Source organism: Peterkaempfera bronchialis (assembly GCF_003258605.2).
Lineage (GTDB): Bacteria > Actinomycetota > Actinomycetes > Streptomycetales > Streptomycetaceae > Peterkaempfera > Peterkaempfera bronchialis.
Genome location: NZ_CP031264.1, coordinates 2,714,454 through 2,738,564, shown reverse-complemented (window position 1 = coordinate 2,738,564; position 24,111 = coordinate 2,714,454). Strand labels below are relative to the sequence as shown.

Below are 24,111 nucleotides of genomic sequence, written 5' to 3'. Positions count from 1 at the left end.
GTGCGGTGCGTCGGCGGTGCGGTCAGAAGACGCTCAGGGAGACCGCGAGGACGCACACATAGCGGTTGGCCGCTCGGTAGAGGTAGTCGGGCATCCAGCGCGGGCCGTCCTGCTCCGTCACATCGGTGACGGTCGTGCCGCCGTAGCTGTGGTCCATCGCGGCGAGCAGTGCGCGCCGCGCCGCGTTGGCCAGGATGTGGGCGGTGGCCTTGTCCGGCCCGTAGACCTCCAGCTCGATCAGCGGCTGGTCGACATGGCGGTCGCCGGTCCAGGCGCCGCCTCGGCGGGAGACGAGGACGGCCCGCTGAGTGCCGTCGAAGCCGCTGGGCGGGTCGACGGAGACGGTGGCCGTGGCCAGGCCGGGATCGGCTCGGAGGACGTCGACGACCAGCGCCTCGACGTCGGGGAAGGCACTCGGGGGAGTGGTCATGACGGTTCCACCTCATGGCTGACGGGCGGGGGCTGGGAAGTCGGGCGGCAGCGCCGGGAAGGGAGCGGAGGCAGCGGCGGTGCCGCCCGACGGCGAACGGCGGGGCTGTGACCGGTCACCCGGGCACAGCTCCGCCGCTGCACCTAGTGTGATTGAGATCGTGCGCGCGCGCAACTTGCAGGGAAAACGCGGACCGCCCCATCGCGCTGGGCGGCGCGACGGGGCGGTGGCGGGGGAGCGGGGGAGGCGGCTCAGGGGAGGGCCTGCGGCGGGTGGCGCGTTCGGCGGCGAAGACGTCCTCCAGGCGGAAGAGCTGGGCGCGGCCCGCCTTCCCGGCCGGGGAGAGGTGGCCCAGCTGGACCCACTTGCGGATGGTGGCCGGTGCCACGTCGACCTCCCGGGCGGCCAGCGCTCCGGGGATCAGGGTCGGCAGCTTCACGAGGACGCCCTCCGGGTGGCGTTCGGTGCGGACGGGGGGAGGTCGCTCTGTACGGCGGCGCTGATCTCGTCCATCGAGTGGCCGGTGGCGTCGGCCAGCCGCGCCCACCCGTCCTCCGGCCAGAGGTGGCGGTACGCGGGGTCGTCCCGGCAGCCGCAGTCCGGGTCCGCGCACCGGCAGGCCGGGTTGACGCAGAGGATCGCGCGGCGGGCGGGGAAGGCCCGCAGCGACACCGAGTCGCACCACGGGCAGCGGCCGGAGATCCGTACCACCGACTCGGTGTCGCCGAGCGCCCGTGCGCAGCGGCGGGCCATCCGGCGGGTCTCGTCGCGGACGTGCGCGGCGAGCACGGGGTGCGCGGCGATGTCGTCCAGCAGGGCGGCGATGCGCCGCAGCCGCTGCGGGACCCGGGCGCGGCCCGGCTGGGGCAGGCCGAGCCGGGAGCGCACCGCTTCCTCCAGTTCCAGTACGCCGTCGGTGATGTCGCGGATGGTGTCGGAGATGTGCAGCCGCAGCGGAGCGGCGCTGTGGCCGGGGGCGGTGAGGCCGTGGTGCTGTTCGAGTAGCAGGGCGTCGCGGCGCTCCTGCCGGAGGCGTTCGCCCTGGTGGCGGCTGACTCCGGGGGCAGCGGCCGGGGCGTCGCCGGCCGTCCTGGAGCCGGGTGCCAGCTCTTCGGTGAGCTCCGGGAACTGGCGGATCAGTATGTCGATCCACAGCGCGGCGTCCATGGTGGGCCGGTCAGTCACGTGGGCTCCTGTGCAGGTCGGAGAGGGTGGCGACAGGTCGGCCGTTGCGCCACAGCCGACCGGAGCTGACGCCGTCGAACCAGGTGTCGGCCGGAGCGACGACCTCTTCGCACTCGCGCTGGACGAGGCAGGCGGCGCAGGCGCGCAGCGCGGGGGCGGCGTCCTGGGGGCGTCTGGCGAACACGACGTGCGGCGGGAGCCCTGCGCAGGCGGCGGTGGCCTGCCAGCTGAAGAAGCCGGCGTCGTCCGGCAGGGGTGCGGCGGAGGCGGGCATGGGGATCTCCGGGGGCGGCGGGTGCAGATCGTGCGGGCACACACGTTCCCATGGTGCGTGCGCGTGCGCAACCAGTGAAGGTAGATCCTGCTTCTTTGTCGCACCTTTGCGCCATCTTCCCGTTGCGTGCTCGTTAGCACATAATTCTGTGCGCGCAAGCGCGCTATCCTTGCCCTCCTATGGAGGGAGCCGGCAGCCATGACCGCTCATGAACTGGACGCCTTCGCGGCCTGGGTCGAAGACCTGATGCGTCGGCGCGGATATGACATCGACAACCCGCGCGGGGGAGGCAAGTCCCGGATCGCGGACGAGGCCGGTGTGCACCGCGCCGCCGTCACCCGCCTGTTGCAGCGGCAGAGCATGCCCGACCTGGAGACCACCCGACGCCTCGCACGGGTTCTTGGGGTGCCGGTCCGCGACATGCTCATCCGCTCGGGCCGGCTCACCGCCGAGGAGCTTCCGCTTCCGATCGGGCTGCCCGAAGCCGGACCGGCCCCGGAGGTCGACGTGGACCGGCCCCCGACGCTGGAGGAGCTGGCGGAGGTGCTCGCGGTGCCCGCCGAGCGGCGCGACATGTTCGTCAGGGTGGTGGGGCAGTTCCTGCCCCGCGACGAGGAGGTGGCCCTGGGCGCGGAGGCGGACGCCGACGCGGACGCGGCGGGAAAGGCTTCACGCGCGTCGGACTGACCCGACGGGCACGGGAGACGCCTGGTATCGCGTGGTGTCACGCCGTACCGTCGACAAGCCGCCCAGCGAGCGGGCGAGGCCGGGGAAGCGCTCCAAGCCGGAGATCGCAGCCGAGGCCGTCCGCCTCTGTCCGACCCGGCGGACCGAGCTGTTCAGCAGCGCCGTCGATCATGGCTGAAGACAAGGGACTGCTGGACCGGACCACGCGCTGGTGGACGGCAGCACGTGCACCGCCCGGGTCGCCACCCGCATGCTCCACGCCCTGAACGGGGCGTTCGCCCGCTGGGACCGCTGAGTCACCGCCCCTGGGCGGAGCCCAGCAGCCTGGCGGCCAGGGCGGCGGCCGTGCGGGGGCCGGGTCCGGCGGGGTGTTCGGCGTGGCTGAGCGGGGGCATGGCGGACGGGGCGCGCTCGGCGGCGGCGCGTTCCACGACGGTGGTGCCGGAGGCGGCTTCCAGGACCGGCGCGTACCCGGCGGCGCGCAGGGCGGCCAGGGCGGTGTCCGGGTCGGCGGTGCTGACCAGGACGGTCGGGGCGATCCGGCGCAGGTCCAGCCTGGCCAGCGCGCGGGCCCTGGAGAGTTCCAGGACCAGGGCCTCGTCGTCCGAGCGGATGCAGCAGGCCGAGCGGACCACCCGCATCCGGCCGTGGGTCCTGGCCGTGTCCTTGACCAGGTACTCCAGCGGCTGCGGCAGCGGCAGCCCGTCGGCGGACGCCTCGCTGAGCCGCTGAAGCAGGTCGGCCGCGTCCAGGCCGCTGTCCAGCGCCCGGCGTACCGAGGAGGCGGTGATCCGCCAGACCACGGCATGGCCCTCGGACTCGCGGACCGCGCAGCAGGAGAGCAGTTCGGTCAGCTCGGGCGCGGGAGCGCCGGTGACCACCGCCGTCAGGTCGGCCTGGAAGCGGGCCGTGGTCCTGGGCGGCGGCAGCAGCTCGGCGAGGGCGTCCGACAGCTGCCGCACCGCGGCGGCGACCGCCGGATGGGAGTGCAGCCGGGGTCCGGCGCCGGGAACGGCCGGGAAGTAGCGCCAGGCGCCGGAGCGCAGCAGCGCACGCAGGGCGTGCCCGACCGGAGTGAGCGCCCCATGGGCGACCACACCCAGCAGCTCGGCCTCGGCGAGCGTGGCCAGCGCCCGCGAGGCGGCCTCCTCGCCGGGGACGACCTCCAGCGGACGGTGCCAGGAGGCGGCCTCCAGCAGCGACGCCGACGAGACCGGGCCGGGCCCGATGCCCCGGCCCGGCGGCAGGTCGGCCAGGGCCTCCAGCAGCGCTCCCCGCAGGGGGACCGCGCCCGGGTCCTGCGCGGCGACCAGCGCGACCGGCGTCTCGTCCTCGTCCGGCCAGTAGGTGAACACCTCCGGCGTCACCGCCCAGGTGGCCAGCAGCGGGAGCAGCCGGTCGGCGGGCGTACCGGCCAGCCAGCCGTCGTACCGCTCGGTGGGCACCAGCCGGGCCGCCGGCTGCGGCGCCGGTCGGCGGCTCCGCCCGCGCGGCGCGGGCACCTCGTCGGGCAGCGGTGCGACCAGGTCAGCGTTGGCCGCCAGGTCGAGCCAGAACCGGACGTGCACCTCCGGCAGCCCGGTGGCCTTGACCAGCCGCCCGATGTCCCGGACCGCGACGCCCCCGGCCTTGCGCAGCGCCGGCGGCCGGGCGGCCACCGCCCGCAGCAGCAGCTCGGCCCGCGAGACCGCAGCAGCAGCCGCCGCCTCGGCCTCGCCCACCGCGCCGCGAGGCAGCTCCACCGACCCTTCCAGGGGCGGCGGAGCGGGGGTGAACACCGGCCGGTCGCCCTCCGGGCGCAGCGCCGTGCCCACCTCCCGGGGCAGCTCCGCGACCTCGGTGCCGACCGGCACCAGCATTCCGCGCTCCGCCAGCCAGTCCGTCCCCGGGTCCCCGGAACCGGCCGCCCGGAACAGGTACTTGGTGCGCCCCGCCGTGTAGTAGCCGTACTGCGCGGTGAAGCAGTGCGTGGCCAGCAGCGGCGGCCCCGGCACCAGCGCCGCCAGCAGGTCCCGGGCGTCCTGCGGCGCGTCCGCCACCAGGGCCCGCACCCGGGCGGGATCGGCCAGCAGCTCCACGACCGCGCGCTGCGCCGCATCCCGGGAACGGGCGGCCGGCAGCTCAAGCCCGGCCGCGATGCGGTGGATCTCGGCGGCGTTGAAGGCATCGGTGAGCAGCTGGTCGACGGGCCGTCCCAGCCCCCGCAGCCGGGCGGAGCGGCGGTGCAGCACCAGCGGCACCGCCAGCCGCGACCCGTGCGGGGGCAGGATCAGCGCCCGCTCGGCCAGCCGTTCCAGGCAGCCCTCCGCGGCCCGCCGACGGTCGGCGTCCTGACCGGCCAGCGCGTCCAGCAGCTCCGCACGGCCGACCGCGCGGTCCGCCGGATCGACCCCCGGCGCGGGCTCGGGCAGCGGCCCGTACCGCTGGTCCGCCAGCTGCGCCACCGAGGTGACCACCTGCAACTCGGCCAGGTCGAGCAGGCCCAGCGCCCGGGCGGCGGACCGGTCGCCCAGCAGATGCTCGGCGAGCCCGCCGAGCGAGCCGACCTCCCGGGCGCCGGACGCGGCGGCGGGCAGGTCGCGCTGCCGGAGCAGCTCCGCCAACTGGTCGGGGGTCCGGGTGGCGAGCCAGTCCCTGAGCGCGGTGGAGCTGTGCATGGGAGAAGCCTAGGGGAAGCCCGCGCCCCCGAAGGTGGACCTAGCACCACCCCCGGAGACGGGCCTCAGGGCCAGTGACCCGGACGGCACGGGTGGGAAAGACTGGCACGGTCGGGATGGTGCGGTCGAGGAGCGGTGCATGAGCGTCGGAGAGCCGATGACCACGGGACGGTCGTGGGCCGAGTTGGAACGGATCCGGGGCTGGCTGCTGGAGCGGCTGACCGCCCTGTGGCGCGGCACTCTGCTCGGCGTACGGGCCTGGGTGGCGCCGGCGGCGCTGCTCTTCGGCTCCTTCGCGGTGCTGGGACTGGTGGCCACGGGCTATGTCAAGCAGCCGGTCACGCTGCCCTTCCTGGCGGCGGGCTGCTGCGCCCTGGCGGTGGCCGCCTTCGGCCTGGGACGGCTGAACGCCGCCTGGTCCCGGCGGCAGGCCGCAGAGTGGTCCGGCGTCCGCATCGCCAAGCGCTACCGCCCGCTCCCCGCCCTGGAGCAGAGCGACCGGGGCCACTGGTGGACCGGCTACGACTACCGCCGCCGCCGCTCCACGGCCGAGGTCTCCCGCTATGCCAACTGGGCCGTCCGCGACCCGGAGACCTGGCGCGACCAGCTGTGGCTGCTGGTCAACCCGGCTGCCGCCGCCGTGACGGTCGGGCCCGTCGTCGCCCTCTTCGTCGTCGGGGCGGGAAACGCCGTACTCTCCGCCCAAAAGCTGGTCGTCGGCTATCCGTTCGGCGTCCCCGGGGACATGCAGGCCCTCGTACTGAGCCTGAGCGCAGCCGCCGCCGGCCTGGTGCTGGCCCCGTACGCGCTGCGCTCCCACACCCGGTGCATGCGGCGGGTCCTGGACCCCGGGAACGGCGCCTCCAGGGCGCGGCTCGCCGAGCGGGTGCAGCACCTCACCACCACCCGCGCCGACGCCGTCGGCAACCAGGCGGCCGAGCTGCGCCGGATCGAGCGGGACCTGCACGACGGCGCGCAGGCCCGGCTGGTGGCCATCGGGATGACCCTGGGCACCATCGAGCACCTGATGGAGACCGACGCGCCCGCCGCCCGCGCCCTGCTGGCCGAGGCCCGGCAGTCATCCCACAAGGCGCTCCAGGAACTGCGCGACCTGGTGCGCGGCATCCACCCGCCGGTGCTGGCCGAGCGCGGTCTCGGCGACGCCGTACGGGCGCTGGCGCTGGACAGCCCGCTGCCCGTGGAGGTCTGCGTGGACCTGCCCGACCGGCCGCCGGCGCCGGTGGAGGCCGCCGCCTACTTCTCCGTCTGCGAACTGCTGGCCAACGCCGCCAAGCACTCCGCCGCCGAGCAGGTCTGGGTGGACATCCTGCACCGGGCCGGAATGCTGCGGATCACCGTCACCGACGACGGCTGCGGCGGCGCCGACCCCGCGCGCGGCAGCGGGCTGCGCGGCATCGAGCGCCGACTGGGTACCTTCGACGGTGTCCTCGCCCTCAGCAGTGTTCCGGGCGGACCGACCACCGTGACCATGGAGCTGCCGTGCGTGTCGTCCTCGCCGAGGACCTCTATCTCCTTCGGGAAGGTCTGATCCGGCTGCTGGAAGCCCATGGCTTCACCATCGCCGCCGCCGTGGAGAGCGGCCCCGACCTGCTGAAGGCGCTGCTGGAGCAGCGGCCGGACGTCGCCGTGGTGGACGTCCGGCTGCCCCCCACCCTCACCGACGAGGGCCTCCAGGCGGCGCTGGCGGCCCGCCGGGAGATCCCCGGGCTGCCGGTGCTGGTGCTCTCCCAGCACGTCCAGCAGCTCTATGCGCGGGAGCTGCTGGCGGACGGCTCGGGCGGGGTGGGCTACCTGCTCAAGGACCGGGTCTTCAACGCCGAGCAGTTCATCGACGCGGTCCGCCGGGTGGCGGCGGGCGGCACCGCCATGGACCCGGACGTCATCGCCAAGCTGCTCCAGCGCGGGGTGCGCTCCGAGCCGCTGGGCCGCCTCACCCCCCGTGAGCGTGAGGTGCTGGAGCTGATGGCGGAGGGGTGCTCCAACTCGGCCATCGCCGCCCGGCTGACGGTCAGCGACGGCGCCGTGGCCAAGCACATCGCCAATATCTTCGCCAAGCTGGAGCTGGCCCCCACCGATGACGCCAACCGCCGCGTCCAGGCCGTGCTGGCCCATCTCAACGGCGTGCGCTGACCTGCGTGGCGCGCCGGGCGCTCAGCGCTCGATCACCGAGACCAGGATCTCCGGCAGCCGGTCCACCATGCGCCGCGCGGCGAAACGGATACCGAGCACGGCCATGCCGAGGCCGTAGAGCGGCCCCACGGCGAGCATCACCCAGGTCGGCCCGTCCGCCAGATGCAGCACCAGCGCCAGCACGCCGAGCGGGACGCAGAGCGCCAGCACGCCCACCATCGACCCCAGCATGTTCCCCATCACCAGCGCCGACTGGCCGGGCGCCGCATTCTGCATCGGGCTGCCGTCCGCCGGCATCGCATACGGCACCAGCACACTCAGCACCAGCCCGACACCGATCCCGGTGCCCAGCACACCCCAGGACAGCCCCACGGCCTCCGGCAGGTCGGCCCAGCCTCCGCCGGCCGCAGCCGCCGCCAGCCCCAGCAGCGCCGTGAACGGCACCGCGTACCCGGCCACCGCCAGGCTCCGGCCGCGCAGCTCGGCCCGCGCATCGGACCGCGTACCGACGGTGGTCGCGACCATCCAGAACGCCGAGCCGTCCATACCGAACAGATTGAGCGTCTGCCACCCCAGCAGCAGGCCGCCGACCAGCACCACATAGACGCTGGCCCACCCCTGCACGGCGGAGAGCACACAGACCACCAGGGTCATGCCGACCCCGGAGAAGACCGCCACCTTGGCCCGGGGCTCCCGCCAGACGTACCGCAGCTGCCGCTGCACCACGGCCCCGACCCGGCCCTCCGGCAGCAGCCGGGCCAGCCGCCCCGGGCCCTTCCCGGAGCGCCGCTCCGCGCTGGGCGCGGCGGCGAGGGTGGAGGAGTCGGCGGTCACCATCAGCCGGACCAGGGACGTCAGCCACCACCGCAGCAGCACCGCCAGCAGCCCGGCCGCAGCCAGCAGCTGCACCGCCGCCACCGCGTACGCCCCGTCGGCCGTGGAGTGCACCGCCCCCACCGCGCTCACCGGCGGGATCCAGCGGAGCACGGCCGCCGCCGGGGCCAGCCCCGACAGGTCGATGCCGCCGTCGGGCCCGACGGAGCCGAAGGTGCTCTGCACCAGCAGATTGGCACCCTGGATCAGAAAGGCGAAGAGCAGCCCGCCGAGGATCGCGAAGTCCCGGCCGCGCCGACTGGAGAGCAGCCGGGCGTTGCCCGCCGCAACCGCCCGGCAGAGCACCACCAGGGTCAGCGCCGCCAGCGGCACCGCCACCACCGCCACCACGGCCGCCGCCGCACTGCCAGACGCACCGGAGGCACCGGAGGCCCCCGCACCGGACGTCGCGGCCACCCCCGCCCCGGACAGCAGCACCAGGCTGACCAGCGGGCCGGGGCCCACCAGCGCCGCCAGCAGCATGCCGCGCAGCAGCGGCGCGGGCCGCAGCGGCAGCATGGTGAGCCGGGTCGGGTCGGCGCTCTCGTCCGAGGAGAAGAGGAAGAGCGGCAGCGCGGCCCAGGCCACGGTCAGCCCGGCGGCGAGCACCACCGCCGCGTCGGCCGCCCCCCGGTGGCCGTGCAGCGCCCCCAGGGCCACCGCCAGCCCGGCGGCCATCGCCAGGCCCACCAGGGAGCCGATGGCATAGACCGCGGCCCGCCCGCCGCTGCGCCGCAGTCCATTGCGCAGCAGCCGCAGCTTGAGGGAGACCAGGGCCCGCACCACGTCCCGGTCGGCGGTGGCGGTCGGGCTGGTCACTGGGCACCCCCGGGGTGGGCGCCGAGCCAGTCCAGGCTGGCGGCGGCATCGTCCCGCACCCCGACCAGCTCCAGGAACGCCTGGTGCAGACTGCGGTCGCCGCGCACGGTGTCCAGCGGCCCCTGGGCGACGACCTGCCCGGCGTTCATCACCGCCACCCAGTCGCAGAGCTGCTCCACCAGCTCCATCACATGGCTGGAGAAGACCACGGTGCTGCCGGTCTCGGCATACCGCTTCAGTACGCCCCGGATGGTCTGCGCGGAGACCGGGTCCACGCCCTCGAAGGGCTCGTCGAGGAAGAGCACATCGGGGTTGTGCAGCAGCGCCGCGGCCAGCCCGATCTTCTTGCGCATACCGGTGGAGTAGTCGGCGACCAGCTTGGCCCCGGCGCCGGCCAGGTCGAGGACCCGCAGCAGCTCGTCGGCCCGCCGGTCCACCTCGGCGCCGGGCATGCCCCGCAGCCGGCCGTTGTACTGGAGCAGCTCCCGCCCGCTCAGCCGCTCGAACATCCGCAGCCCCTCGGGCAGCACCCCGATCCTGGCCTTCACCTCGACCGGGTCCTGCCAGACGTCCGTGCCGTGCACCAGGATGCGGCCGTGGTCGGGCCGGAGCAGCCCGGTGACCATGGAGAGCGTGGTGGTCTTGCCGGCGCCGTTCGGCCCGACCAGGCCGATGAAGCTGCCGGACGGCAGCCTCAGGGTGAGTCCGGCGACGGCGATCTGCTGGCCGAAGCGCTTCCAGAGGTCCTGTATCTCCACGGCTGCCGGCGGTGGCGTGGTCACGTCGTGCGTCCTCCCCGAATACGCGTCCGGCCCGGACACAGTGCCCGACCGGTATGCGGAACATCCGGCTCATCCTCGCCGATCGGCACGCCGCGTGTCACAGGTCGTCCACGGAACTCCCGGGCAACTACTCGCGGCCGTGGTTCGTCCTCCACTATGGAGAGGGACGCGGTGCACAGCTCGGGAGGTGGCGGATGGCCGTACAGCCGTGGCGGGGGGCGCCCCAGCCGTGGGAGCCCTGGCAGCCCGCGCAGACGTCGCAGGCGGCGATGCGCGCTGCGCACACGGACCGGGATCGCACGGTGGATGTGCTCAAGGCGGCGTACGCGGAGGGCCGGCTGACGCCGGACGAGTACGGCCAGCGGGTCGAGGCGGCGTACCGGGCGCTGACCTATGGCGAGCTCGCGGGGCTGGTGCGGGATCTGCCCAGCGGTCCGATGGTGCAGCCGACGGTGCAGCAGGTGCCGCCGTCCTTCATGCCCCCGCAGACCTTTGGGCCCCCGGTGGCCTTCATGCCCCCGCCGCCCCGAGCGGTGCCGCCGACCAACTCCATGGCGGTGGCCTCGCTGGTGCTGAGCCTTCTGGGCTTCATGCCGTTCGGTATCGCCTCGGTGCCGGCCGCGATCCTCGGCCATATCGCCAAGACGCAGATCCGGAGCTCGGGGGAGCAGGGCGACGGGATGGCGACCACCGGTGTGGTACTGGGCTGGCTGGGGATCGCCTTCTGGCTGATGATCCTCGTCATCGCGGCCGGGACGTGACCGGCCGGAACGTGACCGGCCGGGACGCGACCGGTCCGGTCACCCGCTCGGGCCCGCCGGGCTCGTCCGGGTGGGGGTTTCGCGTCGCGCCGCCCCGGGTTACGGTGGGCAGGGTTCCGGACCTTGTGCTAAGGGTGGGGTCCGACGACAGCCGGCCCGCGACCTGCGGCTGCGCATTTGTTTTGACCCGCGCCGATGCGGTAGGTACCCTCTGACCTTGTGCCTGGGGTGTCCCCGGGTCTCTTGTGCGTGCGTGCACACCGGTCGCAGCGCCGATCGGGACCGCCCTGCGGACCGCTTGAGCGAGCGCGGCGGCAGCACATCGCACCTTGGGATTCCGCGATTCCTCGTCCGTGAGTTCGCAGCAGTGAGCGACCGGATGGGAAGAGGCCCGACACGCCCGACCGCGTGGGTCGGACGAGGGCGGCATCGCACCAGGTTAGTTCCACCCAGACTTGGCACAGAGAAAACGGAGAAACGGTGCCTACGATCCAGCAGCTGGTCCGAAAGGGCCGGCAGGACAAGGTCGAGAAGAACAAGACGCCCGCACTGAAGGGTTCGCCCCAGCGCCGCGGCGTCTGCACGCGTGTGTACACGACCACCCCGAAGAAGCCGAACTCGGCTCTCCGCAAGGTCGCCCGTGTGCGCCTCACCAGCGGGATCGAGGTCACCGCTTACATCCCGGGCGAGGGCCACAACCTGCAGGAGCACTCCATCGTGCTGGTTCGCGGCGGTCGTGTGAAGGACCTGCCGGGTGTGCGCTACAAGATCATCCGCGGCTCGCTTGACACCCAGGGTGTCAAGAACCGCAAGCAGGCCCGCAGCCGCTACGGCGCCAAGAAGGAGAAGTAAGAATGCCTCGCAAGGGCCCCGCCCCGAAGCGCCCGGTCATCATCGACCCGGTCTACAACTCCCCCCTGGTGACCTCGCTCGTCAACAAGGTCCTGCTGCACGGCAAGCGCTCCACCGCCGAGCGCATCGTGTACGGCGCCCTTGAGGGCATCCGCGAGAAGAGCGGCAACGACCCGGTCGTCACCCTCAAGCGCGCCCTGGAGAACGTCAAGCCGACCCTTGAGGTCCGCTCCCGCCGTGTCGGTGGCGCCACCTACCAGGTGCCGGTGGAGGTCCGCCCGGGCCGTTCCACCACCCTGGCGCTGCGCTGGCTGGTCGGCTACTCGCGCGCCCGTCGCGAGAAGACCATGACCGAGCGTCTGCTCAACGAGATCCTCGACGCCTCCAACGGCCTCGGCGCCTCCGTGAAGCGCCGCGAGGACACCCACAAGATGGCCGAGTCCAACAAGGCCTTCGCGCACTACCGCTGGTAGTCGACCCGCCTACGACGCAAACGAGAGAGAAGACGAGCCACCATGGCTACTACCTCCCTTGACCTGGCCAAGGTCCGCAACATCGGGATCATGGCGCACATCGACGCGGGCAAGACCACCACCACTGAGCGGATCCTGTTCTACACCGGTGTGAGCTACAAGCTCGGTGAGGTCCACGATGGCGCCGCCACCATGGACTGGATGGAGCAGGAGCAGGAGCGCGGCATCACCATCACGTCCGCCGCGACGACCTGCCACTGGACCGTGGACGGCAGCGACCACACCATCAACATCATCGACACCCCGGGCCACGTCGACTTCACCGTCGAGGTGGAGCGCTGTCTGCGCGTGCTCGACGGTGCCGTGACCGTGTTCGACGGTGTGGCCGGTGTGGAGCCGCAGTCCGAGACCGTGTGGCGCCAGGCCGACCGCTACAACGTCCCGCGTATCTGCTTCGTCAACAAGCTGGACCGCGTGGGTGCGGAGTTCCACCGCTGCGTCGACATGATCGTCGACCGCCTCGGTGCGACCCCGCTGGTCATGCAGCTCCCGATCGGTGCCGAGGCGGACTTCCGCGGCGTCATCGACCTGGTCCGCCAGAAGGCCCTGGTCTGGTCCGAGGACGCGCCCAAGGGCGAGATGTACGAGACCATCGACATCCCCGACACCCACCTGGACGCTGCCCAGGAGTGGCGGGACAAGCTGCTGGAGACGGCCGCCGAGGCCGACGAGGAGCTGATGGAGCTGTACCTGGAGGGCGTCGAGCCCACCCAGGAGCAGCTGAAGGCCGGCATCCGCCGCGCCACCATCGCCGGCAACCTCACCCCGGTCTTCTGCGGTACCGCGTTCAAGAACAAGGGCGTGCAGCCCCTGCTCGACGCGATCGTGGAGTACCTGCCGTCCCCCGCCGACGTCGAGGGCGTCACCGGCCACAAGGTCGGCGACGAGGAGACCGAGATCTTCCGCAAGGCCTCCGAAGAGGAGCCCCTCTCGGCTCTGGCCTTCAAGATCATGAGCGACCCGCACCTCGGCAAGCTCACCTTCGTCCGGGTCTACTCCGGCCGTCTGGAGTCCGGCACCCAGGTGCTGAACTCGGTGAAGGGCCGCAAGGAGCGGATCGGCAAGATCTACCGGATGCACGCCAACAAGCGTGAGGAGATCTCCAGCGTCGGTGCCGGCGACATCATCGCCGTCATGGGCCTGAAGGACACCACCACCGGTGAGACCCTCAGCGACCCGGCGAACCCGGTGATCCTCGAGTCCATGAACTTCCCGGCTCCGGTGATCCAGGTCGCCATCGAGCCGAAGTCCAAGGGCGACCAGGAGAAGCTGGGCGTCGCGATCCAGCGTCTGGCCGAGGAGGACCCGTCCTTCCAGGTCCACACGGACGAGGAGACCGGCCAGACCATCATCGCGGGTATGGGCGAGCTGCACCTTGAGGTGCTGGTCGACCGTATGCGCCGTGAGTTCCGGGTCGAGGCCAACGTCGGCAAGCCGCAGGTGGCGTACCGCGAGACCATCCGCAAGGCGGTCGAGCGGATCGACTACACCCACAAGAAGCAGACCGGTGGCTCCGGCCAGTTCGCGAAGGTCCAGATCGCCATTGAGCCCCTTGAGGGCGGCGAGGGCTACGAGTTCGTGAACAAGGTCACGGGTGGCCGCGTGCCGAAGGAGTACATCCCCTCGGTCGACGCCGGTGCCCAGGAGGCCATGGAGTTCGGCGTTCTCGCCGGCTACCCCATGGTGGGCGTGCGGGTCACCCTGCTCGACGGTGCCTACCACGAGGTCGACTCCTCCGAGCTCGCCTTCAAGATCGCCGGTTCCATGGCGTTCAAGGAGGGTGCGCGGAAGGCCAGCCCGGCTCTGCTGGAGCCCATGATGGCCGTCGAGGTCACCACGCCCGATGACTACATGGGCGATGTGATCGGCGACCTCAACTCCCGCCGTGGCCAGATCCAGGCCATGGAGGAGCGCAGCGGTGCCCGGGTCGTCAAGGCCCTCGTCCCGCTCTCCGAGATGTTCGGCTACGTCGGTGACCTGCGCAGCAAGACCTCTGGTCGCGCGAGCTACTCGATGCAGTTCGACTCGTACGCCGAGGTTCCGCGGAACGTGGCGGACGACATCATCGCCAAGGCCAAGGGCGAGTAAGCTCCGGATTTTCCGGACCATTGCGAAGCCTTAGGCTGTAAGGAGGCATTCCCGGCATCCCCCTGACGGGCTGCCGGGGCCTCCGGCCCCCACCCGCGGGCCGGGACCGAGCGCACACCAGCGTCCGGAACCGTCCCGATCAAGACCAACTGACGTCGTACGGCGTACAGAACCAGTCCACAGGAGGACCCCAGTGGCGAAGGCGAAGTTCGAGCGGACTAAGCCGCACGTCAACATCGGCACCATCGGTCACATCGACCACGGTAAGACCACTCTTACCGCGGCGATCACCAAGGTGCTGCACGACGCGTACCCGGACCTGAACCCCTTCACGCCGTTCGACCAGATCGACAAGGCACCGGAGGAGCGGCAGCGCGGTATCACCATCTCGATCGCGCACGTCGAGTACCAGACCGAGGCGCGTCACTACGCCCACGTCGACTGCCCGGGTCACGCGGACTACATCAAGAACATGATCACCGGTGCTGCCCAGATGGACGGCGCCATCCTCGTGGTCGCCGCCACCGACGGCCCGATGCCGCAGACCAAGGAGCACGTGCTCCTGGCCCGCCAGGTCGGCGTTCCGTACATCGTTGTCGCCCTGAACAAGGCCGACATGGTGGACGACGAGGAGATCCTGGAGCTCGTCGAGCTCGAGGTCCGCGAGCTGCTCTCCGAGTACGAGTTCCCGGGCGACGACGTTCCGGTCGTCCGTGTCTCGGCGCTCAAGGCCCTTGAGGGCGACAAGGAGTGGGGCGAGAAGCTCCTCGGTCTCATGCAGGCCGTGGACGACAACATCCCCACCCCCGAGCGTGACGTCGACAAGCCGTTCCTGATGCCGATCGAGGACGTCTTCACGATCACCGGTCGTGGCACCGTCGTCACCGGTCGTATCGAGCGCGGTGTGCTCAAGGTCAACGAGACTGTCGACATCGTCGGCATCAAGGAGACCAAGACCACCACCACGGTCACCGGCATCGAGATGTTCCGCAAGCTGCTCGACGAGGGCCAGGCCGGTGAGAACGTCGGTCTGCTGCTCCGCGGCATCAAGCGCGAGGACGTCGAGCGCGGCCAGGTCGTCATCAAGCCGGGTTCGGTCACGCCGCACACCGACTTCGAGGCCCAGGCCTACATCCTGTCGAAGGACGAGGGTGGCCGGCACACCCCGTTCTTCAACAACTACCGCCCGCAGTTCTACTTCCGTACCACGGACGTGACCGGCGTGGTGACCCTCCCCGAGGGCACCGAGATGGTCATGCCGGGCGACAACACCGCCATGACGGTCGCGCTGATCCAGCCGGTCGCCATGGAGGAGGGCCTGAAGTTCGCCATCCGTGAGGGTGGCCGTACCGTCGGCGCCGGCCAGGTCACCAAGATCGTCAAGTGACGATCTAGGGGATCTGCCCACCCACACTAGGCCCCGTGCTCCCGTCCTCGCGGACGGAGCACGGGGCCTAGTGTGCTATGGCCCGGGGTCCGGTCCCCGGCGTCCGGCCCTGTGCGCGAGTGGCGACGCGATCATCACAAGGTCACCACACCCGGGGCCGCGGAGCGGGCTGACGGAGCGTCGGCACCTCGCCCGCCGGATCGCCGCCCGCGCCGGTATCACCGCATGTGGAACGGGATGTGAGGGATCGGGGCGGGGGGTCGCTACCGGTCCGCACGTGGTCGTAAACCAACAGAATCTGATATGACTATGTGCTCTTGATGTATGTCGGGTAAACGGGCCGCCGCAGCGGCGCAGCCGGGCTCGTGGACGTCTTCGCCACCCCGTCGGCACGTAAGGAAAGGTACGAGAGTGACCGTAGCCTCGATTGTGCGGCGTCTGAGTCCACGCGTGAAGCAGAAGGCATCCGAGCAACTGTGGACCCTGCGTGCCGCGCGTAGCCGTCGGAAGGCCGCTGCGGCCCACGGCGGTCTGCAACCGGTCGTCACCAGGCAGAGCCAGAAGCTCTACGGCCGTGTGGTGGACCACTTCAGGGCTGCCGAGGCGGCTGCGGGCAACCTCGACCTCGCCATCGCGGCATGTGAGCGGGCAGGTGTCGAGTACTTCCGGGTCCCGGCCATCTCCCGGACCCGGCACGTCCTCGGCGTCCGCGCGGCAGACCGTGCACGGCTGATACGCGCGCTGACCGAGCTGAACGCCGGCAAGGCCGTGTACATCGGGCAGCCGCTGGGCGGCGACAGGCTGCTGAAGCCCGCGCTCTTCCTGGACGGGAAGCTCCCGCGCGCCCTGATGTCGGCACCGGTCCTCCGCCTCGGCGAGAACCACCTCGGCCCCCAGGGCCAGCTGCTCGCGGGTCCCGAACTCGGCTGCGACATCGAGTTCTGGCAGGACGGCGACACGCTCCTGGACCGCCCCGAAGGCGCCAGGAAGCTCGCCGGTATCCAGCCCCAGGCATCGGAGGCGGTCTTCCGGGAGGCCATCGTCGCGCCCCGGCAGAACCGGATCGCCGATGTCGTCGCGGCGAGCGAGCAGCAGCCGGCGACGGTGAAGATCGGCGATCGGGAGGTGCCGACCTTCGAGGTGTTCTCCCGCCCGACCCTCGCCGATGTGACGTTCCCCGTGGACGTCGTCTACACCTGGGTCGACGGCGAGGAGCCCGCGATGCGGGCGAAGCGGGCCCGCTACAAGGGCGAGGGCACCGCCGAGATCCTGGACAAGGAGATCAACGAGTCGCGGTACACCAACCACGACGAGCTCAAGTACTCGCTGCGGTCCCTGGAGATGTACGCCGACTTCATCCGGCACATCTACATCGTGACCGACGGCCAGCGGCCGCACTGGCTGAAGGACGACGCCGAGGGCGTCACGGTCGTCGACCACCGCGACATCTTTCCGGCAGATGTGCTCCCGGTCTTCAACTCGCATGCGATCGAGACCCGCCTGCATCACATCCCCGGTCTCTCGGACCACTATCTCTACTTCAACGACGATGTCTTCGTCGGCCGCCGGGTCACCGCGGAGCATTTCTTCCTGGGCAGCGGGACGATGCGGGTCCCGGTCTCCCCGCTGAAGATCGGCGTCGGAAAGCCGCACGCCGAGGAGACCGCCACCAACTCGGCCAACAAGAATGTGCGCGAGCTGCTGTTCAAGAAGTTCGGTCGCATGACCACCAACAACTTCATGCACACGCCGCTGCCGCAGCAGCGGCTGACCCTCCAGGAACTCGCCGAGATGTTCCCCGAGGAGGTCGCGCAGACCACCGCCAGCCGGTTCCGCTCGCCGCAGGACATTGCGATGACCGCACCGTTGCTTTACCAGTACGCGCTGGCGACCGGCAAGGGAGTGCAGAGCAAGTACCGGTTCCGCTATGTGAACATCGGCCGGGAGGACGCCGACAAGCGGCTCGCCGATCTCCAGCGGAGCCGCCGCTTCGACTTCTTCTGCCTCAATGACGTCGATGTGCCGCCGGAGCAGCGCGAAGAGGTCAGCAGGCGTATGCACGACTTCCTGGAGCAGTACTTCCCGTTCCCGAGTTCTTTCGAGAAGTCCCACTGAGCGGCGGCCCCATGAGAATCCGAGAGCGCGCGCGGGTCGTACCGTTCCTGCGCCAGTGCTGGTCGGCCCGCGCGGCAGCCGGCCGACGCCGCCTCGACGCAGCCGACCCGGCCGTCCGGCGGCTCTCGGCCGAGGGCTTTCCGCTGCGGGGCCGCACCGTGGACCACTACTCGGCCGCGGCGGCGGCCACGGCCGACCTGCGTACCGTCACCGACCTGCTGGAGTCGGAGGGCATCCCGTACTTCCTGGTGCCCGGACACGACCCGCTGCGCAAGGTCGTGGGGGTCGAGGAGCAGTACCGGCGGGAGTTCCTGCGGCTGGCCGGGGAGCAGCTGCGCAGGACGGCGGGCTATGTCGCCGCGCTCGGGCAGTCGGGGGTGCCGTCCCGGGTGGTGCTGTGGGCCGACGGCAGGCTGCCCCGCTCGATCCGCAGCGCCCGGGCCCTGCGCCTGGGCGTGGTCAGGTTGGGGCCCGTCGGTCAGATCCTGGGTGGCCTCGACACCGGATGCGAGGTCGAGTTCTGGCGGCAGGGGCACGAGCTGGACGGCGCCGCGGCGGACGCCGGCTGGCTGACCGTGCCGACCCGTCAGCTCGGCGAGGTGTTCAGCGGCGCCCTGGTCGCGCCGCGCGTCAACCGGGTGACCGAGGTGCTGCCCGCCGACGCGCGCAAGCCGGCGTCGATCACGCTGGGCGGCCATGGGTTCCCCACCTTCGAACCGTTCGCCGAGCCGGGCGTGGACGAGGTGCTCTTCCCCATAGACGTGGTCTACACCTGGGTCGACGGCAGCGATCCGGTGCTGGCGGCGAAGCGCGAGGCGCACCGCGACGGCACCACCGGCCTGATCGCCGCCCGTGAGGTGGGGTCGTCCCGCTACACCAGCCACGACGAGCTCAAGTACTCGCTGCGGTCCCTGGAGATGTACGCGGACTTCATCCGGCACATCTACATCGTGACCGACGGCCAGAAGCCGCACTGGCTGAACGAGGACGCCGAAGGTATCACGGTCGTCGACCACCGCGACATACTTCCGGCGGAAGCCCTCCCGGTATTCAATTCCCATGCGATCGAAAGCCGCCTGCACCGAATACCCGGGCTCAGCGAGCACTACCTCTACTTCAACGACGACGTCTTTGTGAACCGCCCGGTGGAAGCAGGCCGGTTCTTCCATGGGAACGGAATCGCGCTGCTGCCCTTCTCCCCTTTCAAGCTGGGGGTCGGAGCGCCGCAGTCCGAGGAGCCCGCGCCCAACTCGGCGGGGAAGAACGTCCGGGAGGTGATCCTCCGGGCGCACGGCCGTTACATCACCAACAAGTTCCTGCACACCCCCCACCCGCAGCTGCTGTCGGTGATGAAGGAACTGCACGACCTCGGTATCCCCGAGCTGGAGAGCACCACGCGGTCGCGTTTCCGGTCCATTCGGGATGTCGCGCCCGCCGCCACGCTGCACCACCACTGGGCCATGGTGACGGGCCGCGCGGTCCCCGGCGAGTACTCGTTCCGCTATGTCGAACTCGGCAAGCCGGACCTGCGGGAACGGCTGGCCCGGCTGGCGAACGCCGCCGACGTGGACTTCTTCTGCCTCAACGACGTCTCCACGGACGACGCCCGGCGGGACGCCATACGCGGCACCGCGCACACCTTCCTGGAGCGGCGCTTCCCGTTCGCCAGCCGCTTCGAGAAGACCCTCGCCAAGACGCCCGTCAGGACCGGCGGCTAGCCACGCACGTCGGGCGCCGGGTTTGACAGGCGGCACCCAGTGGGTAGGGTCATGCGTTCCGATTGGCTTGCAGCGTGCCCGGTATGGCACACTGTCCAAGTTGCTCGGTTGAGTGCCGATGCTGCGCGCCTCCCGCCGGGAGGACCGGAAGCGAGTCCCACAGTACTCGTCGCCCCTGCGATGCCCGCTGATGCGGTAGCTGCGAGGGCGGACGTACGGGAATCTTCCGGGAAGCGTGGGCGGGGCCTCGGCCCGGCGCTTGACGGCCGTACGCGGCCCCGGAGCAGGAGCCTCCTGGAGAGTTGTCCAAGGGTTCACTGCGAGCGGGAGTGCGACACGCCCGACCGCGTGGGTCGGGCGAGAGGCCAATCGAGCGCCGTAGTGGCAAGACGACAGACAAGGACTACGAAGTAGCCATGGCGGGACAGAAGATCCGCATCCGGCTCAAGGCCTACGACCACGAGGTGATCGACTCCTCGGCGAAGAAGATCGTCGAGACCGTCACCCGTACTGGTGCGCAGGTCGCGGGCCCGGTGCCGCTGCCCACTGAGAAGAACGTGTACTGCGTCATCCGCTCGCCGCACAAGTACAAGGACTCGCGCGAGCACTTCGAGATGCGTACGCACAAGCGCCTGATCGACATCCTCGACCCCACCCCGAAGACGGTTGACTCGCTGATGCGTCTCGACCTGCCGGCCGGTGTCGACATCGAGATCAAGCTCTGAGAGGCGCACCGAAGATGGCTAAGCAGATTAAGGGCATCCTGGGCGAGAAGCTCGGCATGACCCAGGTCTGGGACGAGAACAACCGGATCGTTCCGGTGACCGTCGTCAAGGCCGGGCCCAATGTCGTGACCCAGGTCCACACCGCTGACACCACCGGCTACGACTCGGTGCAGATCGGCTTCGGCGAGATCGACCCGCGCAAGGTGAACAAGCCCCTCGCGGGCCACTTCACCAAGGCCGGCGTCACCCCCCGCCGCCACCTGGTCGAGCTGCGTACCGCGGACGCGTCCGAGTACACCCTGGGCCAGGAGATCACCGCTGAGGTGTTCGAGGCCGGTGTCAAGGTCGACGTGACCGGCACCAGCAAGGGCAAGGGCACCGCCGGTGTCATGAAGCGCCACGGCTTCAAGGGCCTGGGCGCCGGGCACGGCACGCAGCGCAAGCACCGCTCGCCCGGCTCGATCGGTGGCTGCGCCACCCCGGGCCGCGTGTTCAAGGGCCTCCGCATGGCGGGCCGCATGGGCAACGAGCGCGTGACCACCCAGAACCTGACCGTTCACGCCGTTGACGCGGAGAAGGGCCTGCTGCTCATCAAGGGCGCAATCCCTGGTCCGAACGGCGGCCTCGTCCTGGTCCGCACCGCGGCCAAGGGGGCCTGAAGCAATGAGCACCATTGACATCCTCTCGCCCGCGGGCGAGAAGGCCGGCTCCGTCGAGCTGCCTGCCGAGATCTTTGACGCCAAGGTCAGCATCCCGCTGATCCACCAGGTCGTCGTCGCCCAGCTGGCCGCTGCCCGCCAGGGCACCCACAAGGTGAAGACCCGTGGCGAGGTCCGCGGCGGCGGCAAGAAGCCGTACCGCCAGAAGGGCACCGGCCGCGCCCGTCAGGGCTCGACCCGTGCGCCGCAGTTCGCCGGTGGTGGCGTCGTGCACGGTCCCGTGCCGCGCGACTACTCGCAGCGGACCCCGAAGAAGATGAAGGCCGCCGCGCTCCGCGGTGCCCTCACCGACCGGGCCCGCCACAACCGCATCCACGTGGTCACCGGTGTGGTCGCGACCGAGCAGCCGTCCACCAAGGCTGTCCGTGAGCTGTTCGGCAAGATCAGCGAGCGCAAGAACGTCCTGCTGGTCGTCGAGCGCGACGACGAGCTGGCGATCAAGTCGGCTCGCAACCTTCCGACGGTGCACATCCTGGACGCGGGCCAGCTGAACACGTACGACGTGCTCGTCTCCGACGATGTGGTCTTCACCCAGGCCGCCTTCGAGCGCTTCGTGGCCGGTCCGGCCGCGTCCGCCAAGGCCGTCGCGTCCGAGGGCGAGCTCGAAGGGAGCGCCGCCTGATGAGCGAGCAGATTACGTCGAAGACGTTCACGGACCCCCGTGACGTGCTGCTGAAGCCGGTCATCTCGGAGAAGAGCTACAGCCTTCTCGACGAGAACAAGTACACGTTCATCGTGGCGCCGGGCTCCAACAAGACCCAGATCAAGCAGGCGGTCGAGTCCGTCTTCTCGGTCAAGGTCACCGCGGTCAACACGATCAACCGGCAGGGCAAGCGGAAGCGCACCCGCACCGGTTTCGGCAAGCGCAAGGACACCAAGCGCGCCGTCGTGACCCTGGCCGAGGGCAGCCGCATCGACATCTTCGGTGGTCCGGTCTCCTAACGGAGCATCGGATCGTCGATACGGACGAGGACGAAAGAAGCCATGGGCATCCGCAAGTACAAGCCGACGACCCCGGGCCGTCGTGGCGCCAGCGTCGCCGACTTTGTCGAGATCACGCGGTCCACGCCGGAGAAGTCGCTGGTTCGCCCCCTGCACAGCAAGGGCGGCCGTAACAACGCCGGTCGTGTCACCGCTCGCCACCAGGGTGGCGGCCACAAGCGCGCCTACCGCGTGATCGACTTCCGTCGGCACGACAAGGACGGCGTGCCGGCCAAGGTCGCGCACATCGAGTACGACCCCAACCGCACCGCGCGCATCGCGCTGCTCCACTACGTGGACGGCGAGAAGCGCTACATCCTGGCCCCGGCCAAGCTCCAGCAGGGCGACCGGGTCGAGAACGGCCCCGGCGCCGACATCAAGCCGGGCAACAACCTGCCGCTCCGCAACATCCCGGTGGGTACCGTCATCCACGCAGTGGAGCTGCGTCCCGGCGGCGGCGCCAAGATGGCCCGCTCCGCCGGTGCGTCGATCCAGCTGCTGGCCAAGGAGGGGCGCATGGCGCACCTCCGTATGCCCTCCGGCGAGATCCGCCTGGTCGACGTGCGCTGCCGCGCCACCGTCGGCGAGGTCGGCAACGCCGAGCAGTCGAACATCAACTGGGGCAAGGCCGGTCGTATGCGCTGGAAGGGCGTCCGCCCGACCGTGCGTGGTGTGGCCATGAACCCGATCGACCACCCGCACGGTGGTGGTGAGGGCAAGACCTCCGGTGGTCGCCACCCGGTCTCGCCGTGGGGCAAGCCCGAGGGCCGTACCCGTCGCCCGAACAAGGCCTCGGACAAGCTCATCGTGCGCCGCCGCAAGACCAACAAGAAGCGCTAGGAGCAGGTTAGATGCCGCGCAGTCTCAAGAAGGGGCCCTTCGTCGACGACCACCTGAGCAAGAAGGTGGACGCCCAGAACGAAGCCGGTACCCAGAACGTCATCAAGACCTGGTCCCGTCGCTCGATGATCGTGCCGGCCATGCTCGGCCACACGATCGCGGTGCACGACGGCCGCAAGCACGTCCCGGTGTTCGTCACCGAGTCGATGGTCGGCCACAAGCTCGGCGAGTTCGCGCCGACCCGCACCTTCCGCGGCCATGAGAAGGACGACCGCAAGTCGCGTCGTCGCTGATCTGCGGAACAAGCGAAGACTCGATGACTGACACCATCAACAAGGGGACAACCATGGAAGCCAGGGCCCAGGCGCGGTACATCCGCGTCACGCCCATGAAGGCCCGCCGCGTGGTGGACCTCATCCGTGGCATGAGTGCCACGGAGGCCCAGGCGGTCCTGCGTTTCGCTCCGCAGGCCGCGACCGTGCCGGTCGGCAAGGTGCTGGACAGCGCCATTGCCAACGCCGTGCACAACTACAACCACAACAACGTGGACGACCTCTTCATCTCCGAGGCCTACGTTGACGAGGGCCCGACCCTGAAGCGGTTCCGGCCGCGCGCCCAGGGCCGCGCCTACCGGATCCGCAAGCGGACCAGCCACATCACCGTGGTCGTCAGCAGCAAGGAAGGGACCCGGTAATGGGCCAGAAGGTTAACCCGCACGGGTTCCGGCTCGGCATCACCACGGACTTCAAGTCCCGGTGGTACGCCGACAAGCTGTACAAGGACTACGTCAAGGAAGACGTCGCCATCCGCCGGATGATGACGCAGGGCATGGAGCGGGCCGGCATCTCCAAGGTGGAGATCGAGCGCACCCGCGACCGCGTCCGCGTCGACATCCACACCGCCCGGCCGGGCATCGTCATCGGCCGTCGCGGCGCGGAGGCCGACCGCATCCGCGGCGACCTGGAGAAGCTCACCGGCAAGCAGGTGCAGCTGAACATCCTCGAGGTCAAGAACCCCGAGATCGACGCGCAGCTGGTCGCCCAGGGCGTCGCCGAGCAGCTCTCCTCCCGGGTGTCCTTCCGCCGTGCCATGCGCAAGGCGATGCAGGGCACCATGAAGTCGGGTGCCAAGGGCATCAAGATCCAGTGCTCCGGCCGTCTCGGCGGTGCCGAGATGTCCCGCTCGGAGTTCTACCGCGAGGGCCGGGTGCCGCTGCACACCCTTCGCGCGAACGTCGAGTACGGCTTCTTCGAGGCCAAGACCACCTTCGGCCGCATCGGCGTGAAGGTCTGGATCTACAAGGGCGACGTCAAGAACATCGCCGAGGTCCGTGCCGAGAACGCCGCTGCCCGCGCCGGCAACCGTCCGGCCCGTGGCGGCAGCGACCGCCCGGCGCGCGGCGGTCGCGGTGGCGAGCGTGGCGGTCGCGGCCGTCGTCCGCAGCAGGGTGCCGAGGGCCAGGCCCCGGTCTCCGCTGAGGCGCCGGCTGCCGAGGCCACCACATCCAACAACGCTGGAACGGAGGCCTGACCCA

At 70.8% G+C, this 24,111-nt stretch carries 24 protein-coding genes and 1 pseudogene; 18 read left to right on the top strand and 7 right to left on the bottom strand.

Features of this window, described 5'->3' with window-relative positions:
- Nucleotides 1–22 precede the first annotated feature (22 nt).
- The 4 genes and pseudogenes from C7M71_RS11985 to C7M71_RS11970 all read right to left on the bottom strand — a co-directional run bounded on the left by C7M71_RS11985 (nt 23) and on the right by C7M71_RS11970 (nt 1,889).
- Nucleotides 23–430, bottom strand: a complete 408-nt coding sequence (locus tag C7M71_RS11985) for a hypothetical protein (protein ID WP_111490012.1) — start codon at nt 428–430, stop codon at nt 23–25.
- A 259-nt stretch (nt 431–689) separates the two neighbouring features.
- A pseudogene (locus tag C7M71_RS33200) lies at nt 690–869 on the bottom strand (hypothetical protein); the annotation flags it as partial.
- A complete protein-coding gene (locus tag C7M71_RS11975; protein ID WP_111490013.1) occupies nt 866–1,597 on the bottom strand; it encodes a hypothetical protein in 732 nt (243 codons plus the stop codon). The gene C7M71_RS11975 and the pseudogene C7M71_RS33200, both read right to left, overlap by 4 nt.
- Before the next feature lie 10 nt (nt 1,598–1,607).
- Nucleotides 1,608–1,889 (bottom strand): WhiB family transcriptional regulator, encoded by a 282-nt coding sequence (locus C7M71_RS11970; protein ID WP_111490014.1) that lies wholly within the window; start codon nt 1,887–1,889, stop codon nt 1,608–1,610.
- 198 nt (nt 1,890–2,087) lie between these two features.
- On the opposite strand from C7M71_RS11970, the gene C7M71_RS11965 reads away from it, so the two are divergent.
- The gene (locus tag C7M71_RS11965) at nt 2,088–2,576 is read left to right on the top strand and encodes a helix-turn-helix domain-containing protein (protein ID WP_111490015.1); all 489 of its coding nucleotides are present in this window, start codon (nt 2,088–2,090) and stop codon (nt 2,574–2,576) included.
- Nucleotides 2,577–2,872: 296 nt separating this feature from the next.
- Here C7M71_RS11965 and C7M71_RS11960 read toward each other — a convergent pair whose 3' ends face one another.
- The gene (locus C7M71_RS11960; protein ID WP_114914332.1) at nt 2,873–5,233 is read right to left on the bottom strand and encodes a helicase-associated domain-containing protein; all 2,361 of its coding nucleotides are present in this window, start codon (nt 5,231–5,233) and stop codon (nt 2,873–2,875) included.
- A 139-nt stretch (nt 5,234–5,372) separates the two neighbouring features.
- Between C7M71_RS11960 and C7M71_RS11955 the strand changes: the two genes are divergently transcribed.
- Together C7M71_RS11955 and C7M71_RS11950 are read left to right on the top strand one after the other, a co-directional pair.
- Nucleotides 5,373–6,782, top strand: coding sequence for a sensor histidine kinase (locus C7M71_RS11955; protein ID WP_229758677.1), 1,410 nt, complete (start codon nt 5,373–5,375; stop codon nt 6,780–6,782).
- Entirely contained in the window at nt 6,734–7,384 is a 651-nt protein-coding gene (locus tag C7M71_RS11950) for a response regulator transcription factor (RefSeq protein WP_111489771.1), read from the top strand. The genes C7M71_RS11955 and C7M71_RS11950 overlap by 49 nt, the downstream gene beginning before the upstream one ends.
- Before the next feature lie 21 nt (nt 7,385–7,405).
- Here the strand turns inward: C7M71_RS11950 and C7M71_RS11945 are convergent, their stop codons facing one another.
- Both C7M71_RS11945 and C7M71_RS11940 read right to left on the bottom strand, forming a co-directional pair.
- The gene (locus C7M71_RS11945; RefSeq protein WP_229758676.1) at nt 7,406–9,076 is read right to left on the bottom strand and encodes a transporter; all 1,671 of its coding nucleotides are present in this window, start codon (nt 9,074–9,076) and stop codon (nt 7,406–7,408) included.
- Nucleotides 9,073–9,858, bottom strand: a complete 786-nt coding sequence (locus C7M71_RS11940) for an ABC transporter ATP-binding protein (protein ID WP_111489772.1) — start codon at nt 9,856–9,858, stop codon at nt 9,073–9,075. Before C7M71_RS11940 ends, C7M71_RS11945 begins: the two co-directional genes overlap by 4 nt.
- A gap of 194 nt (nt 9,859–10,052) precedes the next feature.
- Between C7M71_RS11940 and C7M71_RS11935 the strand changes: the two genes are divergently transcribed.
- The 15 genes from C7M71_RS11935 to rpsC all read left to right on the top strand — a co-directional run bounded on the left by C7M71_RS11935 (nt 10,053) and on the right by rpsC (nt 24,107).
- On the top strand, nt 10,053–10,619 hold the full coding sequence (locus tag C7M71_RS11935; RefSeq protein ID WP_229758675.1) for a DUF1707 and DUF4190 domain-containing protein: 567 nt from the start codon (nt 10,053–10,055) through the stop codon (nt 10,617–10,619).
- Nucleotides 10,620–11,099: 480 nt separating this feature from the next.
- Nucleotides 11,100–11,471: a 30S ribosomal protein S12 gene (gene rpsL / locus C7M71_RS11930; RefSeq protein WP_014144289.1), complete on the top strand. Its 372-nt coding sequence runs from the start codon at nt 11,100–11,102 to the stop codon at nt 11,469–11,471.
- A 2-nt stretch (nt 11,472–11,473) separates the two neighbouring features.
- Nucleotides 11,474–11,944 (top strand): 30S ribosomal protein S7, encoded by a 471-nt coding sequence (rpsG, locus tag C7M71_RS11925; protein ID WP_055588949.1) that lies wholly within the window; start codon nt 11,474–11,476, stop codon nt 11,942–11,944.
- A gap of 42 nt (nt 11,945–11,986) precedes the next feature.
- On the top strand, nt 11,987–14,092 hold the full coding sequence (fusA, locus tag C7M71_RS11920) for an elongation factor G (protein ID WP_111489774.1): 2,106 nt from the start codon (nt 11,987–11,989) through the stop codon (nt 14,090–14,092).
- A 193-nt stretch (nt 14,093–14,285) separates the two neighbouring features.
- Complete coding sequence (gene tuf, locus C7M71_RS11915; RefSeq protein ID WP_111489775.1) at nt 14,286–15,479, top strand: elongation factor Tu; 1,194 nt, start codon at nt 14,286–14,288, stop codon at nt 15,477–15,479.
- Nucleotides 15,480–15,929: 450 nt separating this feature from the next.
- A complete protein-coding gene (locus tag C7M71_RS11910) occupies nt 15,930–17,594 on the top strand; it encodes a stealth family protein (RefSeq protein ID WP_229758674.1) in 1,665 nt (554 codons plus the stop codon).
- Between the two features lie 11 nt (nt 17,595–17,605).
- Nucleotides 17,606–19,312 (top strand): stealth family protein, encoded by a 1,707-nt coding sequence (locus C7M71_RS11905; protein WP_114914331.1) that lies wholly within the window; start codon nt 17,606–17,608, stop codon nt 19,310–19,312.
- 416 nt (nt 19,313–19,728) lie between these two features.
- Nucleotides 19,729–20,037 carry a 30S ribosomal protein S10 gene (gene rpsJ, locus C7M71_RS11900; RefSeq protein ID WP_020549238.1) on the top strand — a complete coding sequence of 103 codons (309 nt, stop codon included), beginning with the start codon at nt 19,729–19,731 and terminating at the stop codon, nt 20,035–20,037.
- A 14-nt stretch (nt 20,038–20,051) separates the two neighbouring features.
- Nucleotides 20,052–20,696 (top strand): 50S ribosomal protein L3, encoded by a 645-nt coding sequence (gene rplC / locus C7M71_RS11895; protein WP_111489778.1) that lies wholly within the window; start codon nt 20,052–20,054, stop codon nt 20,694–20,696.
- Nucleotides 20,697–20,700: 4 nt separating this feature from the next.
- Nucleotides 20,701–21,378 (top strand): 50S ribosomal protein L4, encoded by a 678-nt coding sequence (gene rplD, locus C7M71_RS11890; protein WP_111489779.1) that lies wholly within the window; start codon nt 20,701–20,703, stop codon nt 21,376–21,378.
- A complete protein-coding gene (rplW, locus tag C7M71_RS11885; RefSeq protein WP_111489780.1) occupies nt 21,378–21,698 on the top strand; it encodes a 50S ribosomal protein L23 in 321 nt (106 codons plus the stop codon). Before rplD ends, rplW begins: the two co-directional genes overlap by 1 nt.
- A 42-nt stretch (nt 21,699–21,740) precedes the next feature.
- Complete coding sequence (rplB, locus tag C7M71_RS11880; RefSeq protein ID WP_111489781.1) at nt 21,741–22,577, top strand: 50S ribosomal protein L2; 837 nt, start codon at nt 21,741–21,743, stop codon at nt 22,575–22,577.
- Nucleotides 22,578–22,588: 11 nt separating this feature from the next.
- Nucleotides 22,589–22,870: a 30S ribosomal protein S19 gene (rpsS, locus tag C7M71_RS11875; protein WP_111489782.1), complete on the top strand. Its 282-nt coding sequence runs from the start codon at nt 22,589–22,591 to the stop codon at nt 22,868–22,870.
- Nucleotides 22,871–22,923: 53 nt separating this feature from the next.
- Nucleotides 22,924–23,271 carry a 50S ribosomal protein L22 gene (gene rplV / locus C7M71_RS11870; protein ID WP_111489808.1) on the top strand — a complete coding sequence of 116 codons (348 nt, stop codon included), beginning with the start codon at nt 22,924–22,926 and terminating at the stop codon, nt 23,269–23,271.
- Nucleotides 23,271–24,107, top strand: a complete 837-nt coding sequence (gene rpsC / locus C7M71_RS11865; protein WP_111489783.1) for a 30S ribosomal protein S3 — start codon at nt 23,271–23,273, stop codon at nt 24,105–24,107. Before rplV ends, rpsC begins: the two co-directional genes overlap by 1 nt.
- Nucleotides 24,108–24,111: the final 4 nt, after the last annotated feature.